We start from the raw sequence: 15,358 nt of genomic DNA on the forward strand, positions 1-15,358 counted from the left end.
ATGGCTCTATACAAAAAATATTTGTATGGAGGTTGATTTCTTGAAAACCATCACCTTTCAAGTCAATGGTCAAAAGGTATCGGTTGCCTGTCCGCCGAGTAAGCCGCTCTTAGATGTTCTGCGGGACGATCTTAGTTTAACCGGGAGCAAAGAGAGCTGCGGAAAAGGAGAATGCGGCTCCTGTACAGTGCTTGTTAATGGAACAGCCGTCTGTTCTTGCCTCATGCTTGCAGGCCAAGCCGAAGATACTCAGATAACGACCGTTGAAGGTATTGGGCAGACGGCAAGCATGGATCCGGTTCAAGAGGCTTTTTGCGATGAAGGAGCTACTCAGTGCGGCTACTGCACCCCGGGATTTATCGTTATGGCAAAATCCTATATCGAAAGTATTCACCACATACCGACATCTGAAGAAGTGATGAAAGCATTGAGCGGAAATCTTTGCCGCTGTACTGGTTATACGAAAATCATTAAGGCTGTTCAAACCGCCGCCGAAGCAAAACATACTTTGCAGGGAATTTCAAATTGAAAAACATAAAAACAGCTGGAATCTTGCTGGCGGCCGGCCGATCCAGCCGAATGGGGCAATTAAAAGCTTTGCTTCCGTGGAACGGGAAAATGCTGATTCATTATCAGATCGAGCAAATGCAGCAAGCGGGAATCGATCCGATGATTGTGGTTCTCGGTTTTCAGGCTGAACGGCTGCTGCATTCTATAGCAGGATACGAAGTAAAGACAGTGATCAACGAGAACTATAACGAGGGAAAAAGTTCTTCCATCCGAAAAGGACTGATGGAAATACAAGAACAAGTTGACGGAATTTTTATTTCTGCCGTTGACCAGCCAGTCCCTTTTGAAGTGTTAATCAAAATGAAGAAGGACCTTGCGTCCAATAAAGCAGCAGTCATCATCCCCACGAATGAAAATAAACGGGGACATCCAATTTTATTTCGCGGTTCCCTGCACAAAGAACTCCTCAATATCCGGGAACAGACAAAGGGATTGAGAGGTGTGATTCATGCGTATCAAGATCAAATCACTTATCTGGAAGTAAATGATTCTTCTATACTTTTCAACTTGAATAGACCGGAAGACTATTTGAAAAAAAGACAGGAGGCTTCCAATGAAAGTATCAGAAATTGATATGGTCACGCCCGAAACAGTGGAAGAATGCCTTTATTACTTGGGTGACAAAGAAAAAACTGTCCGCCTTTTGGCCGGGGGAACAGACGCTGTTGTACGAATGAAAGATAACGCAGGCCGGCCGGAAACTTGGATCAATATCAAGGGCATGAATTCTCTCCGGTATATCCGTGAGGAGAAGAATGGGATCCATATTGGTCCGTTGACTACACATACTGACATCATCCAATCGAAGCTACTTCAGGAAAAAGCGAATGTGCTTGTGTCCGCATCCAATGAAGTCGGAGGTATTCAGATACAAAATATGGGAACGATTGGGGGGAATCTTGCCACTGCTTCCCCCGCAGGAGATACAATACCGCCTCTATTTACACTTGACGCACAAATCGAATTAAGCTCTTTGGGCGGCAAGCGGATGGTTCCTATCTCGGATTTCTTTATCGGTCCCGGAAAAACTGTTCAGCAAGCTGGAGAAATGATTACAAACATTATCATCCGTCCTCAGGCAAAGAATGAGATTGGAATCTTTGAAAAACTGGGTCCCCGGAAAGCGCAATCAATTTCTATTGTAAATGCAGCTATTATTCTGACAATGGGAGAGGGCCCCCGTGAGTGTCTTGAAGGAAAGATTGCTTTTGGTTCTGTCGGACCTACTATTATAAGGGCTGGAAAGTGTGAAAGAATGCTGAGCCTTGCTCCTTTGACAGAAGAAAGAATCCGTGATGTTGCGGATGCTGCATGGAAAGAAGTGATGCCTATATCAGACGGCAGAGCAACGGCAAAATACAGAAGAAGTATGGCCAGCTCTTTATTGGCACGAGGATTATACCGTTTAATGAAAAGGTGGGAAGAACAATGAGCCGCCAAATTGGAAAGATGAAACCGCAGGGAACAGATCTGGAGCTGAATTGGGTTGGAAAGCCTGTCAGAAGAATTGATGGACCTGTGAAAGTCACGGGAGAACAGAAGTATATGACCGACTACCAATATCCCAATATGGTTTGGGGTAAAGTGCTCCGTTCCAAATTTCCATTTGCAAAGATCCGGTCGATTGATACAACTAAAGCCAAAGCCCATCCTGAAGTTGTTTGTGTATTAACGTATGAAGATATTCCGGGTTTCAACGGTTTTGGCATTGTTACACCAGACCAGCCTGTACTTTGTGAGGATATCGTCAGGTGTACAAGTGATGCCGTTGCTCTAGTCGCAGCCGAAACATTGGAGGCGGCGGAGGAAGCCATCGGATTAATCGAAGTGGATTATGATCCGATGGAACCCGTCACAGATGCTGAGAGTGCCATGGTTCAGGGAGCCCCGCAACTGCATCCGGACGGGAATATTCACAGCCATGTGGTCATTAGAAATGGAGATGTTGACAAAGGATTCGATGATGCAGATTACATTTTTGAAAACACTTTTTACTCCCCACGCCAAATGCATGCCTTTCTTGAAACTGAAGGGGGATGGGCAATGGTTGAAGAAGATGGTTCTTTGACCATTCAATGCCCAGGGCAATACGGCCATCGTGACAGACTGCAAATTGCACGTGCACTGGCTTTAAATCCGCAGCGTATTCATATTCACTCCAGTCCCAACGGGGGCGGATTTGGGGGAAAAGATGAAATTACCGTTCAAATATATTTGGCCCTTCTGGCTTTACATACAAATGGAAGGCCTGTAAAGCTTCATTTAAGCCGCGAGGAGTCGGTTGTAGCCGGTATTAAGCGCCACCCTTTTAAAGTAACCGTTAAAACAGGAGCCAAAAAGGATGGAACAATCATTGCTCATAAAGTTCGTGCGGTTGCTGATACCGGAGCGTATGCTTCATTGGGAGGGGCTGTGGTAGCCTTAGCTATTGAACATGCAGCTGGCCCGTATAAAATACCAAACGTTGATATGGAAGGATTTTGCGTCTATACAAATAATGGTGTCGCAGGTGCATTTCGCGGATTTGGTGTCAATCAGGTGTGCGTGGGAATTGAGACTCATATCGATATGCTGGCAGAAAGAACCGGTCTGGACCCCATAGAAATCAGAAAGAAGAATGCTTATCGCCGGGGAGAGGTGTCCAGTCTGGGGCATGTTGTTCAATCAAGTGTGGGAACTATTGAGACGTTGGAGAGGGCACAGCAATGTGACCTGTGGGTGAACCGGGATCTTTATAAATCCCAGGCAGCAGAACCATGGAAAAAACGCGGAATTGGAGTGGCTACATCTTTTCATGCAGTAGGCATGGGTTTAAGAACGCCCGATTATGGTGCTGCTTCTATTGAACTGTTAGAAAACGGAAAATTCAAAGTGGGATTGGCCATTGAGGAAATCGGGACAGGAAACGGTACGGTCTATGCACAAGTTGCAGCTGAATGTTTAAAATGCGATGTAGATCAAATTGTTGTTGTGCAGGGAGATACGAGAGAGACACTTGACAGTGGTACCATCTCTGCATCCCGTTCAACCTATACAGGGGGAAGAGCAATTGCTACAGCTGCCCCGCGAATGCTTGAATTGTTATCAAAAACAGCAGCTGACCTATTAGGGGTTGCTGATGATCAAATTGAAGTAATGGAAAATCAATTGGCTGTGGCCGGAGATGATCACCGGTCTGTTACCTATAAAGAAATTTATAAAGCATTAAAGGATAAAAATCAGTCCACCCGTGTAGAAGGACATTTTTATTTTCCGAGGGAGAAAATGGAGCTCAAACAATCCGGCGGTGCCCCGCATTATATGTATGGATATATGAGCCATGTTGTCATGGTAGAAGTAGATACACTGACAGGTGAAACGGACGTACTAAAGGTTGTTGCCATTCCGGATGTGGGAAAAGTGTTAAATCCGCAAGGGCTGGAAGGCCAAACAGAAGGCGGAGCAATTATGGGGATCGGATATACATTATATGAAGATGTCCTGATGAAGGATGGCTACCACCAAACAAAGAACCTGACAGACTATATCCTTCCAACAATCCGTGAAACCCCGGTGATTGAAACCATCCCGGTGGAATCAGAGGAAGCCACCGGCCCGTTTGGAGCAAAGGGAATTGCGGAAGTTGTCATGATCCCTATAATACCAGCCATTTTAAATGCTATTTATGATGCTGCAGGAGTCCGAATGAAAAAGCTCCCGGCTAAGCCTGAACAGATTTTTCAAGCGATTCAGGCATCAAAGTCCAGAGAATGGGTCTCGGGGTGATCCATGGTGATCAATAATCGTTTATACAATGATCTGACAAAAGCGGTTAAAAACTATCAGAAAGTGGCTCTTGTAACGGTTACTATGCATCCTGACAGTAAACAATTAGGGCGTAAATGGCTTATGAATGAAAGTGGACTTTTGGAAGATGAGAAAGATGTTTCACCGGAAATGAAAAAAACCATAGTTTCCAAATTGCTCCCTTACTTTAGAAGAGATATCAGTAAAACTGTCCAAATTGAATTCGCTGAGGGCGTGGTTGAATGTTACATGGAAATGTTTCCGGTACCGCCGCGCCTCATCGTCGCGGGAGCCGGCCATGTCTCAGAACCGGTTGCTGAAATTGGTAAAATGGCCGGATTTCATGTAACAGTGATTGATGACAGGGCAGAGTTTGCGAATAGGGATCGTTTTCCGACTGCTGATGAGGTGATTTGCACATCTTATTTGCAATTCTTTCGGACGATTCCCCTTGGCCCCGAAACTTTTATTGTATTGTTGACAAGGGGTCATCAGTTTGATGTAGTGAGTTTGCAGGAATTATTGAGAAGGGAACAAGAGTTGAGCGAGGGGAAACGCACAGCTTATATTGGCATGATTGGGAGCAGGCGGCGGATATCGGGAGTTTTTGAACAGTTGAAAGAAGAATTCTCCGATCATCACTTTTCAAATATTTATTCTCCGGTCGGCCTTGATATCGGAGGACACACGCCTGCAGAAATTGCTGTCAGCATTATTGCTGAAATGCTAAAAGTTAAAAATGGAAAAAGCGGTGTTTCTTTGAAAGAACAAATGCCTAGTTACTCAAAATTAAAATTCAGGGAGAGAGTGAGTAAATGAACGCCCTTGAATTATATCATAAAGTATTGTCAGTCAGAGAACAGGGCGGCTGTGCAGCAGTCGCAACGGTCATAAGAACTAAAGGATCAACACCCAGGGAGACAGGAGCAAAAATGCTCGTGTATCAAGACGGCAGGATCTTTGGAACAATTGGCGGGGGATGCGGTGAAGGAGAGGTGATTGAAAAGGCATTGACCGTAATGAAAGAAGGCATCCCCCGTCAGCATCAGGTTGATTTAACAGCAGGGCTTTTTTATGAGGACGGCGGGATTTGCGGAGGAATCATGGACGTATTCATAGAACCAGTTAAGTGAAAAACCCTGCATCCGGTGATCCCGGTGCAGGGTTTTTCATTGTTATTCGCTAATCATCTGTCTTTTTCCCAGTTCATTTTCATATACAAAAAGTGCGTTTTGGTCATTGCCGATCCGCTTGAGATAGTCAATATGGGTTTCAAAAGTTGCTTCTTCTTCCACCTGTTCATCCAAAAACCATTTTAGAAAAGAAATGGTTGCATGTTCCTTCATCTCCCAGGCAAGATCTGTTACATTATAGATGTTTTTTGTTACTTCTTTTTCATGCCATAAGGCATTTTCAAACGTATCTAGTATGGAAGAGAACTCTGTTTTTGGCTCGGACAGCCCGGAAAACTTTGCATGTACTCCCCGATCATTCAGGTATTTGTAAATTTTCATCCCATGGACACGTTCCTCTGAAGCCTGCCCAAGATAATATTGGGCAAAACCCAGATAGCTGTTGTGTTCACAATAGGCAGCCATTGCCATATAATGATGCGCTGAAAAAAATTCATCATTCATTTGTTTGTTTAATGCGTCCGCTAACTTTTCATTGAACATGGGCTCCTCTCCTTTATCCAGTCTTTATCAAGTAACCAATGATTTTTGGGTGAATGTTGTCTGAGGTTATTTTGAAAAAAAAGTACAGCTCCGATTGGCTGAAGCTGCACTTTCACATGTATTTATTCATTATCGCGCTGTTTAGCGCGGGCTTTACCGCCTTTAGAACCGATTTCTTCATAAAAGTCTCTGTCATGATTTTTTGAGGTAGCCTCTCCTCCTTTGCGCCCTGCTTCTTCAACTGTCATTTTCTTATTGTTCTTGTCTGCCATAATGATTTTCCTCCTTTAATAGTATATCGGGTTATTTTATTCATTCCCGGCTCATGAGGGTTCAAACCTTTTCTATCCATTTGTGTAAAAAACAGAGACTAAAGAATGATAGAAATGATAGGTGATTGGGCCTTGTTCCATAGAATAATTAGGTTCATCGTCGGATAACGTTCTTCTGCATAATATATTAAAATAGTAATAGTCATACTATTCAGAAATGGGAGGGAAATGAATGAAAAAGAAAGTCTTTGCGGGCGTGCTTTGCGGTAGTTTGCTGTACAGTCCTTTCGCTGTGATGGCTGAACAGCCGTTCCAATGGCATAATGTCAATGTCTATGAAACAACCGCATGGGATGAAAAAGACGAAAGTTTGTTTAACAGTGAGAATTATAACTTTGTCAAATACTCACAAATAGAGTCGACGTTAAAGGAGGCAACTAAAAACAGCAATCGGGTTCAAATTGAAAAAAGAGGGGTTTCATCTGCCGGGCATGATATGTTTGTAGTCACGATATCGGATCGGCAATCAAAAGGCAAATATGGAAAATATCAGGCGATTAGAAAGCAAATGTTTAAGAATCCCGGAAAAGCTCAGGACTTCATAGAAAAACATCCGGATCTTAAAATTCCTGTCATGATTAACGGATCGATTCATGGGACTGAATTTGCAGGGACAGATTCCGTGCTCCATTTGATTGAGCGGTTTGCCAATGACAATGACGAGGCGACAAAGCAAATCCTGAAAGATCATATTTTGGTCTTTAATGTAGTGGCTAACCCGGACGGAAGGATCGATGCAACACGTTTTAATGGAAACGGCATTGATCTCAACCGTGATTTCATCACTCGTTCTCAGCCTGAAACAAGGCAAATGGTAGACTTGATTACTGAATGGAATCCTATGGTGTTTTTAGACCTTCATGGATATGTAAAACAGCGCAATGGAACAAGGCAGGGTCTGATTGAACCATGTACACCGCCTCATAACCCCAACTATGAATATGATTTATTTCTCAATTGGGCAGTAGATCAGGCAGAAGCAATGGAATCAGAAATTTTAGCAAACAAAGATACATATGAAAACACAAACTTGGAAGTTTCTGGCGTAGACTATCACAAAATGACCGGGGTAAGAATTCCTATTCGTGACCAGTCGGAAGGATGGGACGATTATCCGCCGATTTTCACTCCAATGTATGCCATGTATCATGGAGCGTATGGTTATACACTTGAAACCCCGACGAACGACTGGGACGGTGTCAAGTGGATGTATGATGCAGTAATGGGAGCCTTGAAATTTTCGAGTGAAAATAAAGTGAATATGGTAAAAGACCAGATTGAAATGTTTAAACGTGGAATTCAATTTGACCATCCATATCATGATAAAGGATTTTTCCCGAAAGCTTACATCCTTCCTGCAGATGAAACGGATCCAACGGCTACAGAAAAGGCTGTAGAGCACCTAATTGCCAATGATATTGCCGTTAGCCAGTCCCAGGAGAGTTTCTCCTTTGATGGCAAGACTTATCCAAAAGGCACGTATCTGGTGGAAATGGATCAGCCAAAAGCAGGGCTGGCTAATACCATGTTGTGGGACGGCCAGGATATATCCAATGATGTAAGTTCGATGTATGATATTTCTGCTTGGAGTCTGCCTGAATTATGGGGATTTGAGGCAATCGAAGTTCCGGAGGACCGTCCATTCAATGTTCACACGAAGCAGGTAAAACAGGTTCATCAGGACGGCAAACTAATTGGCAAGGGTCCTTTTGTTGTCCCGAATACATCTGTAAAAGCCGTGAAACTGGTCAACTCTCTTATCCAAGAAGGTTATACAGTGAAGCGAGGGGATAACGGAGACTTCTATATTGACAGTGTAGCAAGTCCTGTCATGAGAAAGCTTGTAAAAGAATCCGGCTTACAGGTTGAGTCAGCTTCTGTACCGAAAGATGCGAATCTATTGGAACCGCTAAATGTCACTATTTTAAAAGATGGAGGTATTGGAAAAGGACAGTCTCATGCAGGAACAAGACTTGCATTAGAGAGACTGGGATTTAAGGTCAAAGAGATGACGCCAAGGGAAGTGGCATCCAACGGACTTGCAGATACCGATGTCTTTGTGTACAGCGGTTCATCCAGCATGATATCCGTACTTTCGGGTGCAAATGCTGAGTTTGGACTGGAATCATCTGCTCAAGTTCAGCAGTTAAGAGAAAATATACAGTCCTTTGTTAACAACGGAGGCAAATATGTGGCTGTTGGTGCACAGGCATCTGTGGCAACAGAAAGACTTGGGTTATCCACCGCCTCTGTTCAATCAGGAGGAAGAAACAGCAATGGCATTGTGCTCGTAGACTATCAGTCTTCTGACTTGACCGCCGGCTACGAATCAACGGATTATGGATTTGTCTATGAACCGGCATGGTATAGGAACACAGAAGGATATAGTGTGGCAGCAACATACAAAAACTCCGATGACTTTTTCTATGCAGGTCACTGGAGAAATCGGACTGCAGCTCAGGGACAGCCTGTGATCCTTAAGGATCAAACAAAGGATGTTACGTTAATCGGTTTGGAAGCGGGATTCCGTGATCATACAGATTTCTTATACAGATTACTGTCTAATGCCATTTACAGCGAATCATCATGACAGTATAGATGGTGAGGCTCGTAGATAACGTAACTAATTAAAGCTAAAGCCAAACACGATACTACATGATTACAGAAATATAAACAGACTCTCGCGGGAGGAAAGGACTCGGATAAGCCTCCGCAGTGCGACAGCACGCGGAGGTTCACCTGCTGCCCGCAGAGTATATTTCCGGCGGGGTGATAGTCGGATGCTTCTTTGATTAATCCGCTTTTGTCCCTCTCTTTTATTAAAATGGAGGTCTAAGTATTTCTTACTCCTGCACCATCCTCTTCGTTTTCCGCTTTCTCCTCACAATCGAAACATATCGTTTCGCCGTTTTTTTTAAGATTACTCCATTGAAAAAACCGTTCTCGCAGTACTTGTCTTTTTCGCAGGACCTGCAGTGTCCGGCGTACTCACGCATTGACCATCCTCCTTAAAAAATACGATACGATTATATAATAAGCATGATCGCTTGCCTAAGGAAATAAATAGAGGGAAAGGGATGTTTGCATGAGTCATATTGTAAAAATCAAACGGGTTTATGATGAACCTGCTCCGGATGATGGCTGGCGCATTTTAGTAGATCGTCTATGGCCGCGCGGAATTTCGAAGGAAAAACTGCAGATGGATCAATGGATGAAAGAGCTGGCACCCACCCATGATTTAAGGAAATGGTTTCAGCATGATCCTCAAAAGTTTCCGGTTTTTAAAGAGCGCTATCGACTCTATTTAAAAGAGAATCAAGAAAGTCTTGAGAAATTGAAAGAATTGAAAGGTTTGCTGAAAAATAATAACGTTACATTGCTGTACAGTGCCAAAGAGGAAAGACATAATCAAGCAGCCGTTCTCCAAGAAATGCTATTAGAAGAATGCTAAAAGCCATGAACTATAATCGGTTCATGGTTTTTTTATTTGAGCCTCATCCAAATTTCGTTCATAGTCTCTCATCCAAATTCATATAAATGTATAAACACGTTACCAGATAAAGGATGAAGACGATGCTTAAACTTGCCGCTAAATTTTTTGTCACCATCACAGCACTTTTTTGTCTAGTTTCCGCCATTGCATTTTCCAGTATCAAAATCAGCACGTTGTCTTTTATCATTAATGACCCTTCAAGGACAGACTCTCTTTTATATGTGATGTCAATGGAGAACCAATCCTTAAAAAAAATCCTTCCTGAAGGGTATGAACGCTCCTTTGGCAGAGACGCATTGGAGTTGTTTACCAATATTAATTTAAGGAATATGAGATCTTTTTTAATCAGTGAAATACCGGGGTTAAATGCAGCCACCCCTAAAATTATTGTAGCCGGTAAAGGCACTGACTTTACAAACTTACCTATTGAGTCGCCGCCGCCCAGCGACCTTGATATGTGGGGGGATGAGGAAGAACCGGGCCAGGAAACCCCGAATGAAAGGCCGAAAACGGAGGATCATGTTGTTTTTATTTACTCAACACATAACACAGAATCATTTTTACCGATGCTGCCGGGAGTGACAGACCCGAGCCGGGCATGGCATAAGGACAAAAACATTAGTCTGGTCGGAAAACGGCTGGGAGAAAAACTGAAGGAAAAAGGCATTAAAACATTGGTAAATCAAACAGATATTCAAGGGCTCCTAAAATCAAAAGGTATGAATTATGGGCAGTCCTATCAAGTATCCAGAGAAATTGCCCAAGAGGTGATGAATCAAAATAGCCAAGTGCAATTTTATTTCGATATCCACCGGGATTCGTCAAGGCGGGCTGTCACTACCACGGAAATTAAAGGGAAAGACTATGCAAAAACACTTTTTGTCATTGGAGAGGGCCATCCTCAATACGAAAAAAACTCCAAATTTGCAACAGATCTGCATCATGCTATTCAAAAAAAGTATCCCGGCTTGTCCCGGGGCGTATTTGGAAAGCCGAGAGCGGGTGGAAATGACGGGATTTATAATCAGGATTTAGCAGAGAATGCGCTGCTGATCGAGATTGGGGGAGTGGACAATACACTTGAGGAATTAAATAGAACAGCGGACGCTTTAGCGGAAGTCATCAGCGAGTATTATTGGAAGAATTCCGATTCATTGGAAGCCCAAAAGTAAGGGGGAACCGCACTTGCAGGTTTCCATCCATATGGAGGCATAAAAAAGAGCCTTTCAATAGGCCCGGGATTAATGAATATTTCTTCTATAGAGTCCTACAACTTTACCTAGTATGGACACGTTCTCAACGATAATCGGCTCCATTGCAGAATTTTCCGGCTGAAGCCTGAAATAGCCGTTTTCTTTGTAAAATCTCTTGACGGTTGCTTCATTCTCTTCAGTCATCGCAACAACAATGTCTCCATTATTGGCTGTATGCTGCTGTCTCACGATCACAAAGTCACCATCAAGAATTCCCGCTTCGATCATGCTGTCTCCGACAATTTCGAGCATGAAAACATGCTCATCTGATGGAAGAAGCTGTTCAGGAAAAGGAAAATACTCCTCAATATTTTCAACTGCCGAAATCGGAATCCCTGCTGTAACTTTTCCGACAAGCGGAAGGTTGACAGTATTTTTAGCAGGAATGGCAGGTTCATGTTCCTTCTGATTTAAAACTTCTATTGCTCTAGGTTTGGTAGGGTCCCTTCTGATTAAGCCTTTGCTTTCCAATCTCTCCAAATGTCCGTGAACGGTGGAGCTTGAAGCCAAGCCTACGGCTTTCCCAATTTCGCGTACAGATGGCGGGTAACCTTTTTTCTTCACTTCATCCTTGATGAAGTTTAATATCGCTTCCTGCCTTTTTGAAAGCTTGGACAATAATTTCACACCCTTTAATCTCTGTTATGAATTATCCATATTATAGCACGCGGTCATCCGTAATACAAACGGTTGTTCGAATTTTTGTTTGACACAAACGGATGTTCTGTTATAATCAATAGTAAATACGAACAAATATTCGGGGGGATGGATAAGCATGATTTTATTTATTAAAAAGCATTCTTTCCTTGCAATCTTTTTCATTGTTACCTGGATTATGGGAATTTTATTTATATTTCATCTTACAGAAGAAACACCTTCTACAGATAAACTCATGGGAAGCGGAGAGCCATTTGTTGATCAGCAGAAAAGCAGCCAAGGGATCATTCTGAATCATCAAGAGGTGATAGAATAACAGAATAAGGTAAAGAAGGGGAATGGTTATGAGAGCAATCATTTACTGCAGGGTAAGCACCGAGAAGCAGGCACAGGAAACTTCTTTAAAAAGGCAGGAAGAAGAGCTGTCAGCTGCGGCCGATAGGTGGGGCTTTCAAATTGAGGCGATTATTCATGATACATCCAGCGGCTATAACCTGGAACGCCCCGGCTTGATGGATATGCTGGAAAAGATTTCTTCAGGCGGGATCCATGCGGTCCTTATCCAAGATGAGACGAGGCTGGGAAGGGGCAATGCCAAGATTGCCCTCATGCATTTTCTTTATAAAGAACAAATTAAGTTATATTCCATTGCAAATGATGGTGAACTTCAGCTGTCTGAAACGGATTCGATGTTATTAAGCATCATCGGAATGATAGAAGAATATCAGCGAAAGTTACATAATATCAAGATAAGGCGAGGCATGAAAAGAGCTGTAGCAAAAGGGTACCGTCCCGAACATCATCTGAAAAATCGGGGCAATGTGAATGGAAGAGAACGAAAAGATGTCCCTGTATCCGAAATTGTCCGTCTCAGAAAAAACCAGTTGACATTTGAAGAAATTGCTTCGGTGATGAGAGGCTTCGGATATGATGTTTCCAAAGCCACCGTCCATAGAAGGTATCAGGAATACATAGAAAGTACGTCGACTCCTGATCAATCATGAAATGCATCTTCCTTCATTGTTTTTCATTGCTATTTCTAGTAATATAACTAGGAAGAACGAAAACAAAGGAGTTTTTTTATGCTTTCAAAAGAAAAACTCGATCGGATCAATCACCTGGCAAAAAAAGCAAAGACAACCGGTTTAACAAAAGCCGAAGCGAAAGAGCAGTCCAAGCTCAGAGGTGAATATTTGCAGTCCTTCCGGGCCTCGATGAGACAGACGATTGAGAATGTACGGGTATTTGACCCAAACGGAGAAGAGGTTACTCCAGCCAAGCTGCGTAACATCCAACAAAATAAAAGGTTTCATTAATAAAAAGAAGCAGGTACTCTGACAAGAACTCCTGCTTCTTTTTATAGATTTTGCTGAAAAAGTTGTGTATTTTTATCATTATCTTTATGATAAAGGTATTGAATTTATGGGAAAGGAAGAATAAAGATGGCAGATCATGTAAAAGAACTTGACGCATTAGCGATCAATACAATCAGGACACTGTCGATTGATGCAATCGAGAAGGCAAATTCAGGGCATCCGGGGCTCCCGATGGGAGCAGCGGCCATGGGTTATACTTTGTGGACAAAACATATGAAACACAACCCTAAAAACCCCGATTGGTTTAACAGGGACCGCTTTATTTTGTCTGCAGGACATGGGTCCATGCTTTTATATAGTTTGCTTCATTTGTCAGGCTATGATGTCACCATGGATGATATAAAACATTTTCGGCAATGGGGCAGCAGAACTCCAGGGCATCCGGAGTATGGATATACGCCTGGAGTAGAAGCAACAACAGGGCCGCTCGGGCAAGGGGTTGGAATGGCTGTCGGCATGGCTATGGCTGAGAGCCATCTTGCAAGTATTTATAATAAAAAGGATTTTAATATCATCGATCATTATACATATGCATTATGCGGGGACGGAGACCTCATGGAGGGTGTCGCCTCTGAAGCAGCTTCTCTTGCCGGCCATTTAAAACTGGGCAAACTGATTATGCTTTATGACTCCAACGATATCACGCTGGATGGAGATCTTTCCCAATCATTTTCTGAGGATGTGGGTAAACGGTTTGAAGCCTATGGATGGCAGTATATCCGTGTGGATGACGGGAATGATGTTAGAGCCATTGAGAATGCCATTCAAGAAGCAAAAGAGGATCAATCCCGGCCAACATTAATTGAAGTGAAAACCATTATTGGATATGGATCTCCCAATAAGTCCGGAAAATCTGCTGCACATGGAGCTCCGCTCGGTGAAGCTGAAATGAAACTAGTCAAAGAATATTATAAATGGACATACGAGGAAGATTTTTACGTCCCGGCCGAGGTATATGATTATTTTGAACAAACGGTCGTGAAGAGCGGTGGAGAGCTAGAAGAAAAGTGGAATCAGCTATTTGAGGAATACAAGACTTCTTATCCTGGGTTGGCAAAACAACTCGAAATATCCATGCAAGGTAAGCTTCCTGAAAACTGGGATAAGGAGATCCCGGTTTATGATGAAGGGGAAAGCTTGGCAACACGAGCTTCCGGCAGCGAAATATTAAATGGCATTGCAAAGAATGTGCCGTCACTGTTTGGAGGGGCTGCGGACTTGGCCAGCTCAAACAAAACAATGATCAAAGGGGAACACGATTTTAGCTCCGACCGCTATGACGGGAAGAATATTTGGTTTGGTGTTCGTGAATTCGGAATGGGTGCTGCTTTAAACGGCATGGCCCTGCACGGAGGAGTGAAAGTGTTCGGAGGTACATTCTTCGTCTTTTCCGATTATCTCCGCCCTGCGATCCGACTGGCTGCGTTAATGGAAGTTCCGGTTACCTATGTGTTCACACATGACAGTATTGCGGTTGGAGAAGACGGCCCGACGCACGAGCCGATTGAGCAATTGGCTTCATTAAGGGCGATGCCTGGACTATCCGTTATCAGGCCCGCAGATGCAAACGAAGCAGCTGCTGCATGGAGAGCAGCCATTGAATCACAGAATCAACCGACTGCATTGGTATTGACCAGACAAAACCTGCCAACACTGCCGGAGACGGACCGAAAGGCGAAAACAGGGGTTGAAAAAGGGGCATACGTTTTATCTCCTTCGAAAAAAGAAAAGGCCGATGTTCTGCTGCTGGCAACCGGATCGGAAGTTCAGCTAGCCTTTGAAGCTCAAAAAACACTGTCAGCAGAAGGGATAGACGCTGCTGTAGTAAGCATGCCTTCCTGGGACCGGTTTGAAAAACAATCGGAGGAATATAAGCAGTCTGTTTTACCCCGTACGGTAAAAAAGCGTTTGGCCATCGAAATGGGATCTTCCCTGGGTTGGGAACGGTACACCGGGGATGAAGGGGCTGTAATGGCCATTGATCGCTTCGGTGCTTCAGCTCCTGGAGGAAAAGTTATTGAAGAGTATGGCTTTACAGTTGAACGTGTAGTCCAAAATGTTAAAGATCTCCTTAAATAAATGATATATCTATTAGAGGGGGGAGCCTGTGAGGGCACCCTCTTTTCTTATCTGCTTTTTTACGCCTCGTTCTTTTTCTTTTTATTTGCGCTGTGATTAAAAAAATCTCATAATGGTACTAACCGTTTTTTGTTGA

Annotated in this window: 15 protein-coding genes and 1 pseudogene; 13 read left to right on the forward strand and 3 right to left on the reverse strand. The window is 43.3% G+C overall.

Annotation, left to right across the window (positions count from 1 at the left end; all coding sequences use genetic code 11):
- Positions 1-40 precede the first annotated feature (40 nt).
- Genes ACFSCZ_RS00680 through ACFSCZ_RS00705 form a run of 6 tightly spaced genes read left to right on the forward strand, consistent with a single transcriptional unit; the run spans position 41 to position 5,489 of the window.
- The gene (locus ACFSCZ_RS00680; RefSeq protein WP_380771530.1) at positions 41-529 is read left to right on the forward strand and encodes a (2Fe-2S)-binding protein; all 489 of its coding nucleotides are present in this window, start codon (positions 41-43) and stop codon (positions 527-529) included.
- On the forward strand, positions 526-1,143 hold the full coding sequence (locus ACFSCZ_RS00685) for a nucleotidyltransferase family protein (RefSeq protein WP_380771532.1): 618 nt from the start codon (positions 526-528) through the stop codon (positions 1,141-1,143). Before ACFSCZ_RS00680 ends, ACFSCZ_RS00685 begins: the two co-directional genes overlap by 4 nt.
- Positions 1,124-2,002, forward strand: coding sequence for an FAD binding domain-containing protein (locus tag ACFSCZ_RS00690; RefSeq protein WP_380771533.1), 879 nt, complete (start codon positions 1,124-1,126; stop codon positions 2,000-2,002). The genes ACFSCZ_RS00685 and ACFSCZ_RS00690 overlap by 20 nt, the downstream gene beginning before the upstream one ends.
- Complete coding sequence (locus ACFSCZ_RS00695) at positions 1,999-4,335, forward strand: xanthine dehydrogenase family protein molybdopterin-binding subunit (RefSeq protein ID WP_380771535.1); 2,337 nt, start codon at positions 1,999-2,001, stop codon at positions 4,333-4,335. Before ACFSCZ_RS00690 ends, ACFSCZ_RS00695 begins: the two co-directional genes overlap by 4 nt.
- Positions 4,336-4,341: 6 nt before the next feature.
- Complete coding sequence (locus tag ACFSCZ_RS00700; RefSeq protein ID WP_380771537.1) at positions 4,342-5,175, forward strand: XdhC family protein; 834 nt, start codon at positions 4,342-4,344, stop codon at positions 5,173-5,175.
- The gene (locus ACFSCZ_RS00705) at positions 5,172-5,489 is read left to right on the forward strand and encodes an XdhC family protein (protein ID WP_380771539.1); all 318 of its coding nucleotides are present in this window, start codon (positions 5,172-5,174) and stop codon (positions 5,487-5,489) included. The genes ACFSCZ_RS00700 and ACFSCZ_RS00705 overlap by 4 nt, the downstream gene beginning before the upstream one ends.
- A gap of 42 nt (positions 5,490-5,531) precedes the next feature.
- Here ACFSCZ_RS00705 and ACFSCZ_RS00710 read toward each other — a convergent pair whose 3' ends face one another.
- Both ACFSCZ_RS00710 and ACFSCZ_RS00715 read right to left on the reverse strand, forming a co-directional pair.
- A complete protein-coding gene (locus ACFSCZ_RS00710) occupies positions 5,532-6,032 on the reverse strand; it encodes a ferritin (RefSeq protein ID WP_380771541.1) in 501 nt (166 codons plus the stop codon).
- Between the two features lie 122 nt (positions 6,033-6,154).
- A pseudogene (locus ACFSCZ_RS00715) lies at positions 6,155-6,268 on the reverse strand (KGG domain-containing protein); the annotation flags it as partial.
- 268 nt (positions 6,269-6,536) lie between these two features.
- On the opposite strand from ACFSCZ_RS00715, the gene ACFSCZ_RS00720 reads away from it, so the two are divergent.
- From ACFSCZ_RS00720 to spoIIP, 3 genes are all read left to right on the forward strand, one after another.
- Positions 6,537-8,954 carry a M14 family zinc carboxypeptidase gene (locus ACFSCZ_RS00720; protein ID WP_380771543.1) on the forward strand — a complete coding sequence of 806 codons (2,418 nt, stop codon included), beginning with the start codon at positions 6,537-6,539 and terminating at the stop codon, positions 8,952-8,954.
- Between the two features lie 495 nt (positions 8,955-9,449).
- The gene (locus ACFSCZ_RS00725) at positions 9,450-9,815 is read left to right on the forward strand and encodes a DUF488 domain-containing protein (protein WP_380771545.1); all 366 of its coding nucleotides are present in this window, start codon (positions 9,450-9,452) and stop codon (positions 9,813-9,815) included.
- Between the two features lie 122 nt (positions 9,816-9,937).
- Complete coding sequence (spoIIP, locus tag ACFSCZ_RS00730; RefSeq protein WP_380771546.1) at positions 9,938-11,029, forward strand: stage II sporulation protein P; 1,092 nt, start codon at positions 9,938-9,940, stop codon at positions 11,027-11,029.
- A gap of 69 nt (positions 11,030-11,098) precedes the next feature.
- Here spoIIP and lexA read toward each other — a convergent pair whose 3' ends face one another.
- Complete coding sequence (gene lexA, locus ACFSCZ_RS00735) at positions 11,099-11,728, reverse strand: transcriptional repressor LexA (RefSeq protein WP_380771548.1); 630 nt, start codon at positions 11,726-11,728, stop codon at positions 11,099-11,101.
- 157 nt (positions 11,729-11,885) lie between these two features.
- Between lexA and ACFSCZ_RS00740 the strand changes: the two genes are divergently transcribed.
- The 4 genes from ACFSCZ_RS00740 (at position 11,886) to tkt (ending at position 15,222) form a co-directional block, all read left to right on the forward strand.
- Complete coding sequence (locus tag ACFSCZ_RS00740) at positions 11,886-12,083, forward strand: hypothetical protein (protein ID WP_380771550.1); 198 nt, start codon at positions 11,886-11,888, stop codon at positions 12,081-12,083.
- A 28-nt stretch (positions 12,084-12,111) separates the two neighbouring features.
- Complete coding sequence (locus tag ACFSCZ_RS00745) at positions 12,112-12,771, forward strand: YneB family resolvase-like protein (protein WP_380771552.1); 660 nt, start codon at positions 12,112-12,114, stop codon at positions 12,769-12,771.
- Positions 12,772-12,849: 78 nt separating this feature from the next.
- Complete coding sequence (locus ACFSCZ_RS00750; RefSeq protein ID WP_380771554.1) at positions 12,850-13,083, forward strand: DUF896 domain-containing protein; 234 nt, start codon at positions 12,850-12,852, stop codon at positions 13,081-13,083.
- 126 nt (positions 13,084-13,209) lie between these two features.
- Positions 13,210-15,222 carry a transketolase gene (gene tkt, locus ACFSCZ_RS00755; protein ID WP_380771556.1) on the forward strand — a complete coding sequence of 671 codons (2,013 nt, stop codon included), beginning with the start codon at positions 13,210-13,212 and terminating at the stop codon, positions 15,220-15,222.
- Positions 15,223-15,358: the final 136 nt, after the last annotated feature.

The sequence above is a fragment of the Siminovitchia sediminis genome (genome assembly GCF_042680885.1).
In the GTDB taxonomy this organism is placed as follows: domain Bacteria; phylum Bacillota; class Bacilli; order Bacillales; family Bacillaceae_C; genus Siminovitchia; species Siminovitchia sediminis.

What these genes read in the sequence shown, in the direction of transcription:
- ACFSCZ_RS00720 (WP_380771543.1), top strand. Translation starts at nt 6,537, where the DNA reads ATGAAAAAGAAAGTCTTTGCGGGCGTGCTTTGCGGTAGTTTGCTGTAC.
- ACFSCZ_RS00745 (WP_380771552.1), top strand. Translation starts at nt 12,112, where the DNA reads ATGAGAGCAATCATTTACTGCAGGGTAAGCACCGAGAAGCAGGCACAG.
- spoIIP (WP_380771546.1), top strand. Translation starts at nt 9,938, where the DNA reads ATGCTTAAACTTGCCGCTAAATTTTTTGTCACCATCACAGCACTTTTT.
- ACFSCZ_RS00740 (WP_380771550.1), top strand. Translation starts at nt 11,886, where the DNA reads ATGATTTTATTTATTAAAAAGCATTCTTTCCTTGCAATCTTTTTCATT.
- ACFSCZ_RS00725 (WP_380771545.1), top strand. Translation starts at nt 9,450, where the DNA reads ATGAGTCATATTGTAAAAATCAAACGGGTTTATGATGAACCTGCTCCG.
- ACFSCZ_RS00750 (WP_380771554.1), top strand. Translation starts at nt 12,850, where the DNA reads ATGCTTTCAAAAGAAAAACTCGATCGGATCAATCACCTGGCAAAAAAA.
- ACFSCZ_RS00695 (WP_380771535.1), top strand. Translation starts at nt 1,999, where the DNA reads ATGAGCCGCCAAATTGGAAAGATGAAACCGCAGGGAACAGATCTGGAG.
- ACFSCZ_RS00710 (WP_380771541.1), bottom strand. Translation starts at nt 6,032, where the DNA reads ATGTTCAATGAAAAGTTAGCGGACGCATTAAACAAACAAATGAATGAT.
- ACFSCZ_RS00690 (WP_380771533.1), top strand. Translation starts at nt 1,124, where the DNA reads ATGAAAGTATCAGAAATTGATATGGTCACGCCCGAAACAGTGGAAGAA.
- ACFSCZ_RS00705 (WP_380771539.1), top strand. Translation starts at nt 5,172, where the DNA reads ATGAACGCCCTTGAATTATATCATAAAGTATTGTCAGTCAGAGAACAG.
- tkt (WP_380771556.1), top strand. Translation starts at nt 13,210, where the DNA reads ATGGCAGATCATGTAAAAGAACTTGACGCATTAGCGATCAATACAATC.